This is a genomic window from Sutcliffiella halmapala, assembly GCF_050107295.1.
Taxonomy (GTDB): domain Bacteria; phylum Bacillota; class Bacilli; order Bacillales; family Bacillaceae_I; genus Sutcliffiella_A; species Sutcliffiella_A halmapala_A.
In genome coordinates, this window is the sequence record NZ_JBNIKR010000001.1 from 687,657 (window position 1) to 701,966 (window position 14,310).

A 14,310-nucleotide genomic window follows, 5' to 3' on the forward strand; every position below is an offset into this window, starting at 1 on the left:
AGTAAATAATCAGCTAGCCGGCTAATCACCAACTTCATATTTTTTTACGGGTATATGTGAAAACATTCACATATAAATCCTTAGGAGGAATGAATTATGAAATGGTTAAGAGGACCCCAAATGGCAATTCTATGGACAGTATTGAGAGTTTGGCTTGGTATTCAATGGTTGAAGGCAGGACTACCGAAGATCGGCAGCTTTGATGCTGAAGGATTCTTACACGGTGCCATTGCAAAGGCGGAGGGAGCACACCCAGCAGTACAAGGATGGTATGCTGGATTCCTTGAAAATGTTGCACTGCCAAATGTAGCCTTATTCAACATTCTCATCCCATGGGGAGAAGTATTAGTCGGAATAGCACTCATCCTTGGCCTAGCGACCGTACCGGCATTGATTGCAGCAGCATTCATGAACTTGAACTTCCTGTTGGCCGGTACCGTAAGCACGAACCCAATCCTTTACACTGCAGCTATCCTTCTACTGGCGGCAGGTACAGCGGCTCACTTCTACGGTGTAGATAGATTTGCAATCCGTGTACTGAAGGAAAAAATGGGAGATCGCCGAAAGAATAAGGATCATACCATTAACCACAAACACGTGACCACCCATTAAATAAAAAGACACCACCCAAATCGTTGGGTGGTGTCTTTGTCTTGCCTATTTGAATGTATCCTTTTTACTGTTGCGCTTAATGCCTGCAGCTGCTGCACGGGCCTGAGCTTCCAAAATCTCGTTATCTGCACCGTGTTCTTTTGCAAATTCGACATCTTGGTTTGCAGTCTTCATGTTTTTTGGTACTTGTGGAAGAGAAGATTTGTTCCTTCCACCTGATTTGTGTCCACGTGAACGGCCCATTCGAATCCCTCCAGAGACGGTGATGGACATATGAAGATTCCTACATGTCCTCCACTGTAGCTTCACCAATAATCCTTGTCGTGATAAGAGGGAGTTAATGGTTCTTAACTTGTTTTAACGCCGCTTCTGCGAATAGCCGCCAACGCGATCAGCCGCTTTGAATTCTCTGGAGTAGGTCACTTCCTGCATGCTGCTCAATGAGTTTTTCACTCTTTCCTTGCGTTTCTTCTCAACCATTTCAAAACCCTCCTTTGAATATGTACTACCTACAGTTTCCTCTAAATTGTGGGAAAATATACTAAAAAATTAAAAATGGGGCCTGACCCTCACCGCTTTAAAGCGATGAGGGTCAGGCCCCGTTATGGTTAACTTTAAGCTTCGCGAAGCTGGTGCTCTTCGACAACTTCGTGATGCGTACGCATTTTGTGTAGGGTATAGAGATCTTTTGAGATTTCGTATAGGTTGTAAATGTCTTCGCCGCCGTTGATTTCGTCGAGGAGGCTTTGGCGTGTTTCGTTAGCCAGGACTACATAGGGTAGCTTTTCCGCAGCTTTCATGGATCGGATGTTCACTTTGCGGATGCGCATGAAAATGGATTGGATGTCCAGTTCATAGAACAATTCATCAAAGAACTGATCCTTTGCAATCTGATTGTAGCCTTTACCGTGGTATGGCTTGCCGAGCCAAGTGCCAAGAAATCCTGCTCCGTCCTGTACATCGAATAAATTGATTGTCCCAATTGGAGTGCCCCATTCATCAAGAATGGTACGTGAAATCAATTCTCCGCGCTCTTCCGCTTCGATTGTCTGCTTTGTCAAGAACACAAACTCATCGTGGGAATACGCTTTTTGACGCACAAAAGGGAAGACTTCAGGGTGCACCATCAACTCATAAAGAGCCTGAGATTCGTGAGTATCACGTTTTTTAAGCATGTCTTTTCCCTCCAATTGAGGGCAGAAATGTCACGTAACGTGAAGACTGGCCCACCCTCGAAATTTTTTAAATTACAAAAAATTTCGGGGTGGGAATCGAACCCACTAGAACCAGATAAAACTGGTGGCGCACCATTTGCCTTCCCTAACATTTTAGAAACAAATTGTTAGTTGATTTAATTTTGTTTACCTACGTATCATACTCGATTTGATATGAAAAAGATACTACTTTTTTGTTAAAATTTTTGGTAAATTATTTCACCTTGAACCATTGTCACGACAGGCTTTGCGAGGAATTGGAAGGGGTGATGGGACCATAGGACCAAATCGGCATCCTTGCCAATTTCGATGCTCCCGACCCGATCCTCTACACCAATGTTTTTGGCAGCCGTGATCGTAATTCCTTCCAGTGCTTTTTGCTCATCTAGGCCCTCTCTCACTGCCAGGGCGGCACAGACATTCAAGTACTGAACCGGAGTATATGGATGGTCGGTGGTAATGGAAACCTCGACACCATTGTCCGCAAGGCTTTGATAGGTCTTCCAGCTTTTATTTTTCAGCTCGATCTTGGACTTGCGGGTAAGGGTAGGTCCGACACAGACCCTCAAGTTTCTGTCTTTGAGTTCATTTACAATCAAATGCCCTTCTGTACAATGCTCAATCGTAAATCTGAGATCGAATTCCTCTGCAAAACGGATACCAGAGATGATGTCATCCGCTCTATGTGCATGAATTTTTACAGGAATCTTGCGTTCCAATGCCATAATGATTGGCTTGACGCGCAGGTTATCCGTATTATCGTAGTGCCTTGCCTGATGGAAAGCTTCCCGAAGCATACCCATAATACCCATTCTTGTGATGGAATCCTTGTTCCCATGGCTGTGGATGCGTTTTGGATTTTCCCCAAAAGCGATCTTCAACCCGGCAGTCTCCCTCATCAGCATCTTTTGAATATTAACACCCCGAGTCTTGATGACAGAGGTGGTGCCGCCGATTACATTGGCGCTACCCGGCATGATGTGAACGGTCGTCACGCCTGCCTGGATCGCGTCCTGGAACCCTTGATCAAGTGGATGAACCCCGTCCAATGCCCGAATATGGGGAGTAAGCGGCTCGATGGTCTCATTGGCATCATTGCCGGCCCACCCCGTTCCTTCATCATAAAGGCCAAGATGTGTATGGACATCAATGAAGCCGGGGAACAGATACTTCCCCTTACAATCAATAACTACCCCTTCAGGCGGAACCGGTAAACCGATTCCTATCTCCATTATCTTACCGTTTTCGACTCTCACATCTGCATCGTATAGAGGCGGTGAAGTGATCGGATAGACGGTCGCATGCTTAAAAATAACTATACTCATTATGAAACTCCTACTTTTTGTCGTTACTTTGATTTTAATATGTCGGACAGAGCTTCATCAAGATGAATATAAAAGAATTTATAGCCGTGCTGCTCCAGTTTTACCGGCAGTACCTTCTGTCCCTCCAACACAAGCTCACTCATCTCTCCTAAAGCGATTTTAAGAGCGAAGCCAGGAGTAGGGAACCAATGCGGACGGCCAAGCACTCCACCAAGTATTTTCCCGAAATCCTTCATTTTCAACGGGGTGGGAGCCGTAACATTGACGGGGCCATCCACTTCCTTGTTTTCAAGACAGAAAGCAATCGCACCGACAACATCCTGGATGTGCACCCATGACATCCATTGCTCACCGGTTCCGATTTTTCCGCCAACAAACATTTTATAGGGGAGCAGCATTTTCGGAAGCGCGCCTTCCTCTTTATCCAGCACTATCCCGAATCGGGTAAAGACGGTTCTGACTCCAAGCTGCCTGGCATGCTCCGCTTCCTTTTCCCACGCAAGAACAGTTGACGCCAAAAAGCCGGATCCTGGCGTGGTATCACTTTCTGTAAAAGTTTTGTCATCGCTGTTTCCGTAATAACCGATGGCACTTGCGTTGACCAAGACTCCCGGTTTCTCGCCAAGTGATTCGATTATCCGGTTGATTTCCTTGGTGGAGTTGATTCTGCTCTCGAGAATTTTGCGCTTTTGTTCATCGGTCCAGCGTCCACTGTTGATGGATTCACCAGCCAGATTGACAAAAGCCTCGACTCCTTCCAATTCTTTTTCCGGAGTGGTGCCATCTTTCAGCCATTCCACAAATTGTACTTTAGGTTTTTGCTTTTTATTCGAGCTGTTTCGCGTTAAAATATATAGATGATGTCCCTTTTCCACTAAATAGTCCGTCAAGGCTGATCCTACAAGGCCAGTTCCGCCTGCAATCGCGATCTTCATGTTATTCATCCTCTCGTGAAAATATCTTACTTATACTATTAGTTCTTTTCCCTAAATATCCTTTATTCAATACGTACCAATGTGCTACATACCAAAACGAGGTGAACCTTATGCAAAAAATAACAAAAATATCGGTTCAGCAAAAAAACAAGGAACGCTTCAATATTTTCCTCGATGGAGCATACGCATTTGCCGTATACGAGTCGACCTTACTGAAGTTCCAGCTTGTAAAAGGGAAAGAACTTGATGAGCTTGATATAGAAGAAATCCTGTACAGCGATCAGATCAATAAGGCCTATCTGTCAGCTGTACATTATCTTTCCTTCCGCATGAGAACGGAGAAGGAGATAGAGGTGTATCTGAAGGAAAAGGAAATCGAACCGTTTGTCATAAAGGAAATCATCGTCAAGCTGAAGGAGCAGAGCTATTTGAATGATGCAGAGTTTGCCGTTGCCTATGTCCGGACCCAGGTCCAGACAACTTTAAAGGGAAGACAGGTCATTTCACAGGAATTGGTGGAAAAAGGTGTAGCGAAAAATACGATAGAAGACGCCTTGATGGAATACAGGGAAGAAGAGGAGCTTGAGCATGCGATAAAATTGGTTCATAAATACAGCCCGAAATACAAAAATGATGCCTTTAAAATTATGATACAAAAGGTTGAGCAGGCATTAATGAGAAAGGGCTATTCTTTTTCAGTCATCAAGGTGGCCATAGAGGAAGCTGCCCTCGCAGAGGATGATTCGGAAGAGTGGGATGCGATAAGCAAACAGGCGGAAAAATATCATCGCAAATACGCGAAGCTTGAGGGCTATGAGTATAAGATGAAAATGAAGGGAGCCCTCTACCGCAAGGGCTTCACAATTGATTTGATTGATAGATGGCTGGAGGAAAATGAAGCGGCTGAATAATTGCTAGAAGGTCTTCATCTCATCGATAAAGACCTCTTTGTAATGATAGGGATTTCAAGATTCCTTACACATTAATCTCCAACTGACTGTCCTGACCTATGATGATATCGGCCACCTGTTGTGGTGATTTCAGGCGTGACTTGTCCTTGATGTGGTCTGTTTCATCCCAGAATGGTGTGTCCATGCCTCCCATATAAGTGGCTATAACGGTAACCTTGCCTTCAAGTTCCTTTTGAAGACTTTCGGTAAAGCCGCGTACAGCAAACTTACTTGCCACATATACGCTTTCATTGACCTTTCCTTTTTGCCCGGCAGTCGAGATGATGTTCATGATCTTCGGCTCGTTCTGTTCCAATAGGTGAGGAAGAAGTGCTTTTGTCAGGTAGATGGTGCCGAGAACATTGGTCTGTAAGGCAAGGTCGATGTCTTCTATTGAAAGCTCCGATAAAGGACCAAAGCAGCCGGCGCCGGCATTATTGATAAGATAGGATACAGAGTGATTTTTTATGATGGTGGAAACTGTCTTGTGGACATTTTCATGCTTGGTCAGGTCAAGGGTGAATACCTCCGCATGGCCGCCCTCTTGATGGATAAGCTGTTGTACTTCTTTTAAAGGTGCGATCCGTCTTCCAGTCAGGATGATTTTATGCCCTTTTTTTGCATATCCAAGGGCCAGCTCTTTCCCGAGGCCTGTCCCGGAACCTGTAATAAGAATGGTTTTCATTTTGTGCAACACTCCTCTATGTAAAATCCTTCTTAGGCAATTTAGCTTTGTTTTGCCTATTAAGCGTGCTATTCTTACTTTATATAGAAAACGTAGGGGGAAAGCAAGTGGAACAGGATAAACGCTATAGTCAAATGACACCGCATGAACTGCATCAGGAGATTTCAACATTGAAGGAAAAGGCGAGAAAAGCTGAGCAACTCGGCATAGTCAATGAATTTGCCGTACTCGAACGAAAGATCACAATGGCAAAGGCATATATGCTTAATCCGGATGACTACAAGACTGGAGAAATGTACGAAATCGAAGGAGATCCGGGTGTATACTTTGAAATAGAATATATGAACGGTGTGTTTGCATGGGGACACAGAGTTCGAGGAAATGTGGTCAGCAGGGAAGAAGAGGGACTTCCAATTTCGATGTTAATGAAAAAAGAGTAGCAAAGAGGGGATTTGCCCCTATTGCTACTCTTTCCTGTTAAGATGTTTTCGCATACATTGTGCTTTTGACGTATGCAACATACACACGCAACCTACTTTACTTTCGTGCTCTTTTCCGGTTTGCTCGCTTTTTTCTTATTTGAATTTTTTGTTCTTATAACAAGGACAAAAGCAACTAACTTTAAGAAAAGAGCCTACTGTTAAGATCTTTTGCGGGTCTGAACTTCCAGGATCTGCGTATTTTGGGCCTGTGTTGTCTGGCCGTTCACTTGGTTATACGCATGCTTCACGCTCGCAAAAGGCTGTGGAAACGGATTTGCTTTTGTTGCGGATTGATTGTTGTAAAAGGCTCTACCTGATTGTTTGCCCATGCTAAGTCCCTCCTAGGATAGAAGAAATCTAATAGGTGCCATCTTCCCTTGCGCCAGACGCACGCATTCTCTCTTGAGGATGTGTGTTGATCGTCCCGTTCGCGCGTTTAGATGCAAACTCCGCTTTTGCTCTGCCTTCCCCTTCAAACTTATTGTCATTCGGGTTAGGAAAGTTCCTCGCTTTGTTCCTCAATCGTATCGCCTCCCTTTAGATAGGGGCCAGACCCTCTTAGCGCTTTAAAGCGGTGAGGGTCAGGCCCCTATCATTAATATTGGATTTTCACCCCCGAAATATGTGATGATAGGGACAGTCAAATGAAACCAGAAGAGGTGTTTTTATTGGAAGTATATTTTGAGCGCCTGGCAGAGCAGCTTTTGGCGAAGAATCCTGCGTTGACGTATGAAAAGGCCCGTACGTGGGTCGAGCTTTTGTGGGAGGATTTTGAAAGCACTTATGCAAAGGCCGGTTACGAATATAAAGGAAAAGAAATGACAGAAAGAATGGTGGCGGGCATCATTGAACGTCACGGTGAGACACTTCATGAATTCCTTTCGACAAATCCGAAATACAAGCATTTGCTCGAGGACGAGGGAGATTCGATTTCCCATTAATAAATACCCGATCCTGGAAAGAGTAGGATCGGGTCATTCTTTTTAATTTGGGATAATCTCCAATTTTTCTCTAAGCTTATCCTCACTGAATATCCAACCTGTGTAGGAGCTGACGATATGCAGATTCAAGTCGAGCTGTACCACTGCAACGAAAGGATAGTAGTCCTTACTCCGATAGCGAAGATCGATAAAGCGGACTTCGTAATGATCCGAGAATTCTTCCATCTCCCAACGATAAACAGGGGAAAAGGATAGAAAGGCAGAGACATTGTCATCGAATTTTGCCGCCTCGATGACGGCCGTCTCCGGTAAAGGGACTTTTTCAAATGTATCATGGATGATAATTTGATTCTTCACCGCACGGGCCACATAGAAGCTTTCTTTTGCAGTAATCGCCAAATGCCATTGATTGAAATAAAGTGTAGGCGAGATAATGGTATTCGTCATGTTAGGAATCACTTTCCGCACCTGCTGGATCACCCTTTGCTGCATCCAATACCTAAGCACATAATACCCGACAAGGATGATGTAAATCACCAGGAAGGTGTAGCCTGGATGAAAACCGAATCCCCACAGAATAAATCCTACAATATGCAGACCGAAGATTATCGGGTCAAATGTATTGATGATTCCAAGCGCCACCCATTTGTGTGTAAAAGGACGGAGCGCCTGTGTCCCATAAGCGTTGAAAATGTCGACAAAAACATGCAGGATAACGGCTATAAATGTCCAAATCCATAGATAGAGCAAATCGGCTTGTGGGAGGAATGCATAGATTCCAGCAGTAATTCCGAGCGGCCAAAGGCAAACTGCCGGAATGGAATGTGTGATGCCGCGGTGATTTCGTATATATTTTGCATTGTTTTTCAATTTTAGGATGGTATCCATGTCAGGAGCTTGAGATCCGATGATAGCTCCAATCATTATCGCTGTAGCGGTTTCGGGATTGCTAGCAACATAAGGATCGATGGTCGCCATGGATCCAAGTGCTATTCCCATCACCACATGTGTTCCAGTATCCAATGGTCGGCCTCCTTTATAGTGTGACTTTTCTCCTTGCTGTACGAACTTTCTTTTCTTGTTATTGTTAAACAAAAGGGGTGTTTTCAAACATGGTAACAAAACCGTTGCAAATTTTCATCGAATATCCTATAAAGGATACTGTCATACAAAAATATGAAGCGACGATGAAAAATGTCATAGGTGTCATGAAAGAACTTGGTGCAAAAGAGATTCGCTGGACGAAAATATCATACAAGAACAGCGGTAACACTTATTATACGGAAACTTTTTTATTGCCGACCGAGTCCCATTATTTTGCAATGAAGGAGCTGAGGGCTTCGGCAAGTGATGGTGTATTCCATGACCTCTCACAATGTATGGATACGAGAAGAGGTGCGATACAATACATCGGTTTAAAAATTATCAGCTAATCCCGGAGGTTTATTTTGGATAACAAACAAACACAACACGAGTTGCTTAAGGGTTTTGAAATTGAAGGCTTTCGCAACGATTTAATCAATTGGTTCATTCAGGAACAACGTGATCTGCCATGGAGAAAGGATCAGGATCCCTATAAAGTATGGGTATCCGAAATCATGCTCCAGCAAACAAAGGTAGATACAGTCATTCCTTATTTTAATTCCTTTATTGAGCAGTTCCCAAACATTGAAAGTTTAGCGTATGCAGCTGAGGATAAGGTGCTTAAGGCTTGGGAGGGGCTAGGATACTACTCGCGCGCGAGAAATCTGCAGAGTGCGGTTCGGGAGGTCCACGAGCGCTACGGTGGTATCGTCCCGAATAATGCGTCGGAAATTTCAAGCTTAAAAGGTGTGGGACCATATACGACAGGTGCAATATTGAGCATCGCTTATGGTGTACCGGAGCCGGCTGTTGATGGTAATGTCATGAGGGTGCTTTCGCGTGTGCTGCACATCAGGGAGGATATCGCCAAGCCGAAAACGCGAAAGCTGTTTGAAGCGGTGATCAGGGACATGATTTCCCGCGATAATCCTTCATTCTTCAACCAGGGGCTGATGGAGCTCGGAGCGATCGTTTGTACGCCGACATCGCCGTCCTGTATGCTCTGTCCGGTGCAGGAGCATTGCCGGGCATTTCATGAGGGAGTTCAGAGGGAGCTACCGATTAAGTCCAAGAAAAAATCAGCGAAGCAGGTTTCCCTCGTAGCTGGAATATTCAAAAATGAAGACGGTCAATATTTGATTCATAAAAGGCCGAGTGAAGGGCTGCTTGCTAACTTATGGGTGTTTCCGAACTTTATTAAATTGGACGAACTGGGTACTTCCAAACAACAACTTGAGAGTTTGATGAAGACGGAGTATGGTCTCGATGTGGAGATGGGAGACTATCTCTGTGATATCCGCCATGTCTTTACCCATCTAGTGTGGGATATCAACGTGTATGTTGGCAAGTTTCATGGTACCCCGCCAACGGATCGCAAGGATATCGTGCTCGTTACAGAGGAAGCGATGCTGGAATATGCCTTCCCGGTCTCACATCAGAACATGTGGAAAGAATATAAGAAGTGATTTTATGAGGATCTGCCTTTTGATGGGGCGGGTCTTTTTTTGATGGGGGAAGTGGAATCGCTAGAAGACGTAAAGGTGGCACGGCGAACACTCATTGGAAACAATTTATGCCCGCCGAAATCTGCCCATAAGCTGCTCAATCGTAGCTCATTCTCGTTCCATGCGTATAATCCGCTTCATTCCGAGTCAAACCGCCGCGTGCTTCGATTTCTTCAACGATCTCGCGATGAATGCTCTGTCCTTCCACATTCAGATATGGAACCATTTGCTGTAGGGAGTGATGGAAATATGCCAACTCGCTGTCCTTCCATTCCTTTTTTGCCATCATGGATAATTCGGTCATGTCTCTGCCTACGTACATGGTTTGCCCCTCCTCTATTAGATAAGAATTTTTCAAGTTGATCTTTATTAAAAATTTACCCCTTTATTGTTCGATGAAACAAATAAGACTATACTGAAAGATATTACGTAAGTTTTTTTACATAAAGGAGTGCATGGTATATGACTGAAAAAGTTGCCTTAGTTACAGGAAGCAGTAGAGGAATTGGGAAAAAGATTGCCCTTGAGCTCGCAAAGCAGGGCTATAACATTGTGATCAACTATAATCGAAGCAAAACGGCTGCACAGGAAACGGCTACGGAAATTGAGCAGTTGGGTGTGAAAACGCTGATTGTCAAAGCGAACGTTGGACAGCCGGAGAAAATAAAGGAAATGTTTGTAAAGATCGATGAGGAGTTTGGCCGCCTCGACTTATTGGTGAGCAATGCCGCGTCCGGCGTTCTTCGTCATGTGATGGAATTGGAGGAATCTCACTGGGATTGGACTATGAATATCAACTCCAAGGCACTCCTTTTCCTTGCACAGGAAGCTGCTAAGCGCATGGAGGTTGTTGGAGGCGGGAAAATCGTCAGCATCAGTTCATTGGGTTCCATCCGTTATTTGAAGAACTATACGACTGTTGGTGTGTCCAAAGCGGCAATCGAAGCGCTGACTCGTTACCTGGCGGTTGAATTGGCAGACAAGAATATTGTAGTCAATGCTGTTTCCGGTGGAGCGGTGGATACGGATGCGCTGAAGCATTTCCCGAACCGTGAAGAATTACTGGAAGATGCTAAGAAAAATACACCTGCTGGAAGAATGGTGGAGCCTGAAGATCTGGTAAACACCGTGTTGTTCCTTTTATCCGATCAGGCAAGCATGATCCGTGGCCAGACAATTATAGTGGATGGCGGTAGGTCCCTACTCGTCTAAAAATATACCAAAAGAATTTTTAAATTTTTTGTCATAGTTTTATCATCTCTTGGTTATCTTAAATTTCGTGGAGGTGATAAACAATGGCAAACAACAACCAACAAAATCAAGCAGGTAAAACTGCATCTGGTACAAGCGTACAACATGTAAAACAACAAAACGCTTCTCAAAACCAACAACAACAGTATGGTGCTGAGTTCGCGAGCGAAACTAACGCTCAACAAGTAAGACAACAAAACGCTCAATCTCAAGCTCAAAAAAACCAACAAAACCAACAAAACTCTTAATATGTAACAACAAGGCACTCCTTATCATACCGATGGGGAGTGCCTTTCTTCGTGATGGAGGGGGAAATTCCTGCCGGGGTCTGGCCCCTATTTGAAATTTATATATTTTTTTCTCTATCGACAAAAGTTCTGATGTGTCTACAGATGTTGTCAAAGGGTTTGAGGGGTGGGGGAAGAATGATACATAGGAGGAGAATTATGGTGGGAGGCATGTGTATGGATAGGTTTGATTTGGCGGTGGCGGAGCAGTTGAAGACGATGGATAGGCTGCTGTATTTGCAGTCTGAGATAGAGCGGTGCCAGAAGGTGGAGCGTCAGCTTAATGAAATTCAGGAGGCGGCCAATAAGCTGAGGGAGCTCAAAGATGATATTGCGCAGATGAAAAAGGATTTGAGTGACATTCAGTTGGTATTTGAAAACCAGACAGAGGAAGCGATAAAATCCTACCAGTTTCAGCAATCAAGCTGAAATCGTGGCTCAAATCTGTAAAATTTCTATGAAAAGCGTGAATAATATTCAAAAAGGGGCATCTTCTCTCACAGAAAGATGGCTCTTTTGTTTTAAAATCTGGTAGTTACCGTTATAATAATAGAAAAGGTTGCTTTTTAGAGATGAGGCGGCACAAATGAAAGAAGGGGAGAAGGATGGGTTGTCCCAAAGAAGGAGAAACGATTCAAATACATAGTTACAAGCACAACGGACTCATTCACAGGGTGTGGGATGAGACTACTGTGTTAAAAGGGACGCAAAACCTTGTTATTGGTGGAAACGATAAAACAATTGTTACGGAATCAGACGGGAGAACTTGGGTGACAAGGGAGCCTGCTATTTGTTATTTCCATGCTAGACATTGGTTTAACATCATTGGCATGATCAGAGAAGATGGTGTGTATTATTATTGCAATATCAGCTCACCATTCATAGCAGATGATGAAGCGGTTAAATATATTGATTATGACCTGGATATTAAAGTATTCCCGGATATGACGTTTATTTTGCTCGATGAGGATGAATATGAAAAGCACCGCAGTGAAATGAAATATCCAGATGTCATCGACAAGATCCTTAAAACAAATGTAAACACATTGATTTCGTGGATACGTCAGAGAAAAGGTCCTTTTGCACCAGACTTTATCGACCTATGGTATGAGCGCTATTTAACGTACCGTGGATAAATAGGCATGGCGGGAAAGAAAAGGCGGCTGGTACAAGTTTTTTTGCACTTGCCAGGCCTTTTTTGTGTTTATTTGGATGAATTGATTACAATAGAAAAAACTAGATAGAAAGAGCTTTTTCAAGGAGGAGAAATACCTTTGAGCAGTGTAAAACGGTACATGAAATTTGTCAAACCGTATCGGTGGCAAATTGTCGGTACCATCCTTATAGGTTTAATGAAATTCGGTTTGCCCTTATTGATACCTTTATTATTGAAATATATTGTGGACGACATTTTACTTACAGATGGCAGATCCGCAACGGAAAAAACAAATGAACTGCTCCTGATAATGGGATCGATCTTTGCTGTCTTCCTTGTACTACGACCACCGATTGAATATTACAGACAGTATTTCGCCCAATGGACAGCGAGCAAAATCCTATATGACTTGCGGGACAAGCTGTTTGATCACATACAGCGACTAAGCCTGCGATTCTATTCAAACAATCGTGCAGGTGAGATCATTTCACGTGTCATTCACGATGTGGAACAAACAAAGAACTTTGTCATTACGGGATTGATGAACTTTTGGCTAGACCTTGCTACCATCCTTGTCGTCATCATCATCATGTTCCAGGTCGACTTTACCCTGACACTTGTGTCTATCATCCTATTCCCTTTGTACGGCTTTTCCATAAAGTACTTTTATAGCCGCCTAAGGGAATTGACCCGTGTCCGTTCACAGGCATTGGCCGAGGTTCAAGGGCATCTGCATGAACGGGTCCAAGGGATGCCTGTCATTCAAAGCATGGCCATCGAGGATTATGAACAAGAGCAATTTCAAAAGCAAAACAGTAATTTCCTGACAAAAGCCCTTGTGCATACAAGCTGGAATGCCAAAACATTTGCTGTAGTCAATACGATCACCGATATTGCACCACTTTTGGTAATCGGCTATGCGGGTTATCAGGTAATCAACGGAGGATTGACAGTCGGGGAGATGGTCATGTTTGTGGCATATATTGACCGCCTTTACAATCCATTAAGACGTCTCATCAACTCGTCGACGACATTAACCCAGTCACTAGCTTCAATGGATCGTGTCTTTGAATTCGCGGATGAAAAATATGACATCACCAATAAGACCGATGCAAAAGAAAGCCAGACAGCACGAGGGGATGTCCGCTTTGAAAATGTGTCCTTTAGATATGAGGAAAAGGAGCCTTATGTTTTGAAGGATATCAACTTGCAGGTCGATGAAGGGGAAACAATCGCCCTTGTCGGCATGAGCGGCGGCGGAAAGTCGACCCTGGTCAGTCTGCTTCCGAGATTCTACGATGTGACGGAGGGTTCCATAAAGCTCGATGGAGTGGATATTCGCGATGTAACGGTCCAGTCTCTTCGTAAACAGATCGGAATTGTTCTCCAGGATAATATCCTATTCAGTGATTCAGTGCGTGAAAACATCGCACTCGGGAAGCCGGATGCGACAATGGAAGAAATCATAGAAGCAGCAAAAGCAGCCAATGCCCACGACTTCATCTCCAACCTGCCTGAGGGCTATGAAACGAAGGTGGGAGAGCGGGGAGTGAAGCTCTCAGGCGGGCAGAAGCAACGTGTAGCGATCGCCCGGGTATTCTTGAAAAATCCTCCGATCCTTGTGATGGATGAGGCGACCTCTGCACTGGATCTGGAAAGCGAGCATCTGATCCAGGAATCGCTTGAGCGTCTTGCGGCTAACCGGACGACTTTTGTTGTGGCACACCGATTGTCGACAATTACACATGCAAGCAGAATCGTACTGCTGGAGCATGGAGAAATCGTCGAGATCGGCAGCCATGAGGAATTGATGAAAAAGCAGGGTAACTATTATCATCTGTTCAATATTCAGGAGATTGTATAATTTAAAATGTAGTGTGAATG

Annotated in this window: 21 protein-coding genes; 11 read left to right on the top strand and 10 right to left on the bottom strand. The window is 44.1% G+C overall.

Annotated features, from left to right (window positions below; genetic code table 11):
• The first annotated feature begins 96 nt into the window (after positions 1–96).
• A complete protein-coding gene (locus tag ACQCT5_RS03400; RefSeq protein WP_499639001.1) occupies positions 97–612 on the top strand; it encodes a DoxX family membrane protein in 516 nt (171 codons plus the stop codon).
• A gap of 45 nt (positions 613–657) precedes the next feature.
• Here ACQCT5_RS03400 and ACQCT5_RS03405 read toward each other — a convergent pair whose 3' ends face one another.
• From ACQCT5_RS03405 to ACQCT5_RS03425, 5 genes are all read right to left on the bottom strand, one after another.
• Complete coding sequence (locus ACQCT5_RS03405) at positions 658–855, bottom strand: YfhD family protein (RefSeq protein WP_499639002.1); 198 nt, start codon at positions 853–855, stop codon at positions 658–660.
• A 114-nt stretch (positions 856–969) separates the two neighbouring features.
• Complete coding sequence (locus ACQCT5_RS03410) at positions 970–1,092, bottom strand: YfhE family protein (RefSeq protein WP_386643456.1); 123 nt, start codon at positions 1,090–1,092, stop codon at positions 970–972.
• Positions 1,093–1,226: 134 nt separating this feature from the next.
• A complete protein-coding gene (locus ACQCT5_RS03415) occupies positions 1,227–1,787 on the bottom strand; it encodes a GNAT family N-acetyltransferase (RefSeq protein WP_499639004.1) in 561 nt (186 codons plus the stop codon).
• 236 nt (positions 1,788–2,023) lie between these two features.
• Positions 2,024–3,151, bottom strand: a complete 1,128-nt coding sequence (locus tag ACQCT5_RS03420; protein WP_499639006.1) for an amidohydrolase — start codon at positions 3,149–3,151, stop codon at positions 2,024–2,026.
• 23 nt (positions 3,152–3,174) lie between these two features.
• Positions 3,175–4,086 carry a TIGR01777 family oxidoreductase gene (locus ACQCT5_RS03425; RefSeq protein WP_499639008.1) on the bottom strand — a complete coding sequence of 304 codons (912 nt, stop codon included), beginning with the start codon at positions 4,084–4,086 and terminating at the stop codon, positions 3,175–3,177.
• A gap of 110 nt (positions 4,087–4,196) precedes the next feature.
• Between ACQCT5_RS03425 and recX the strand changes: the two genes are divergently transcribed.
• Complete coding sequence (recX, locus tag ACQCT5_RS03430) at positions 4,197–4,997, top strand: recombination regulator RecX (RefSeq protein WP_499639010.1); 801 nt, start codon at positions 4,197–4,199, stop codon at positions 4,995–4,997.
• Between the two features lie 64 nt (positions 4,998–5,061).
• Here recX and ACQCT5_RS03435 read toward each other — a convergent pair whose 3' ends face one another.
• Positions 5,062–5,721 (bottom strand): SDR family NAD(P)-dependent oxidoreductase, encoded by a 660-nt coding sequence (locus ACQCT5_RS03435; RefSeq protein ID WP_499639012.1) that lies wholly within the window; start codon positions 5,719–5,721, stop codon positions 5,062–5,064.
• 107 nt (positions 5,722–5,828) lie between these two features.
• Between ACQCT5_RS03435 and ACQCT5_RS03440 the strand changes: the two genes are divergently transcribed.
• Entirely contained in the window at positions 5,829–6,161 is a 333-nt protein-coding gene (locus ACQCT5_RS03440; RefSeq protein ID WP_499639014.1) for a YfhH family protein, read from the top strand.
• A gap of 200 nt (positions 6,162–6,361) precedes the next feature.
• Here ACQCT5_RS03440 and ACQCT5_RS03445 read toward each other — a convergent pair whose 3' ends face one another.
• Together ACQCT5_RS03445 and ACQCT5_RS03450 are read right to left on the bottom strand one after the other, a co-directional pair.
• On the bottom strand, positions 6,362–6,532 hold the full coding sequence (locus tag ACQCT5_RS03445) for a YpzG family protein (RefSeq protein WP_204414752.1): 171 nt from the start codon (positions 6,530–6,532) through the stop codon (positions 6,362–6,364).
• Positions 6,533–6,560: 28 nt separating this feature from the next.
• Positions 6,561–6,725 carry a small, acid-soluble spore protein K gene (locus ACQCT5_RS03450; protein WP_417897597.1) on the bottom strand — a complete coding sequence of 55 codons (165 nt, stop codon included), beginning with the start codon at positions 6,723–6,725 and terminating at the stop codon, positions 6,561–6,563.
• Between the two features lie 122 nt (positions 6,726–6,847).
• Between ACQCT5_RS03450 and ACQCT5_RS03455 the strand changes: the two genes are divergently transcribed.
• Positions 6,848–7,144: a YfhJ family protein gene (locus tag ACQCT5_RS03455; RefSeq protein ID WP_499639017.1), complete on the top strand. Its 297-nt coding sequence runs from the start codon at positions 6,848–6,850 to the stop codon at positions 7,142–7,144.
• Between the two features lie 42 nt (positions 7,145–7,186).
• Here the strand turns inward: ACQCT5_RS03455 and ACQCT5_RS03460 are convergent, their stop codons facing one another.
• Positions 7,187–8,167: a metal-dependent hydrolase gene (locus ACQCT5_RS03460; RefSeq protein WP_499639019.1), complete on the bottom strand. Its 981-nt coding sequence runs from the start codon at positions 8,165–8,167 to the stop codon at positions 7,187–7,189.
• Between the two features lie 89 nt (positions 8,168–8,256).
• Between ACQCT5_RS03460 and ACQCT5_RS03465 the strand changes: the two genes are divergently transcribed.
• Together ACQCT5_RS03465 and mutY are read left to right on the top strand one after the other, a co-directional pair.
• Complete coding sequence (locus tag ACQCT5_RS03465) at positions 8,257–8,577, top strand: hypothetical protein (RefSeq protein ID WP_499639021.1); 321 nt, start codon at positions 8,257–8,259, stop codon at positions 8,575–8,577.
• A gap of 15 nt (positions 8,578–8,592) precedes the next feature.
• Entirely contained in the window at positions 8,593–9,693 is a 1,101-nt protein-coding gene (mutY, locus tag ACQCT5_RS03470) for an A/G-specific adenine glycosylase (protein WP_499639023.1), read from the top strand.
• A gap of 136 nt (positions 9,694–9,829) precedes the next feature.
• Here the strand turns inward: mutY and yfhS are convergent, their stop codons facing one another.
• On the bottom strand, positions 9,830–10,054 hold the full coding sequence (yfhS, locus tag ACQCT5_RS03475; protein ID WP_417897592.1) for a mother cell protein YfhS: 225 nt from the start codon (positions 10,052–10,054) through the stop codon (positions 9,830–9,832).
• A gap of 140 nt (positions 10,055–10,194) precedes the next feature.
• Here yfhS and fabL point away from each other — a divergent pair, with 140 nt between their 5' ends.
• The 5 genes from fabL (at position 10,195) to ACQCT5_RS03500 (ending at position 14,290) form a co-directional block, all read left to right on the top strand.
• Positions 10,195–10,944 carry an enoyl-[acyl-carrier-protein] reductase FabL gene (gene fabL / locus ACQCT5_RS03480; protein ID WP_499639025.1) on the top strand — a complete coding sequence of 250 codons (750 nt, stop codon included), beginning with the start codon at positions 10,195–10,197 and terminating at the stop codon, positions 10,942–10,944.
• An 83-nt stretch (positions 10,945–11,027) separates the two neighbouring features.
• Positions 11,028–11,231 (top strand): gamma-type small acid-soluble spore protein, encoded by a 204-nt coding sequence (locus ACQCT5_RS03485; RefSeq protein WP_386643492.1) that lies wholly within the window; start codon positions 11,028–11,030, stop codon positions 11,229–11,231.
• Positions 11,232–11,447: 216 nt separating this feature from the next.
• Complete coding sequence (locus ACQCT5_RS03490) at positions 11,448–11,699, top strand: YgaB family protein (RefSeq protein WP_499639028.1); 252 nt, start codon at positions 11,448–11,450, stop codon at positions 11,697–11,699.
• Positions 11,700–11,875: 176 nt separating this feature from the next.
• Entirely contained in the window at positions 11,876–12,406 is a 531-nt protein-coding gene (ntdP, locus tag ACQCT5_RS03495; RefSeq protein ID WP_499639030.1) for a nucleoside tri-diphosphate phosphatase, read from the top strand.
• Between the two features lie 138 nt (positions 12,407–12,544).
• The gene (locus ACQCT5_RS03500) at positions 12,545–14,290 is read left to right on the top strand and encodes an ABC transporter ATP-binding protein (protein ID WP_499639032.1); all 1,746 of its coding nucleotides are present in this window, start codon (positions 12,545–12,547) and stop codon (positions 14,288–14,290) included.
• Positions 14,291–14,310 lie beyond the last annotated feature (20 nt).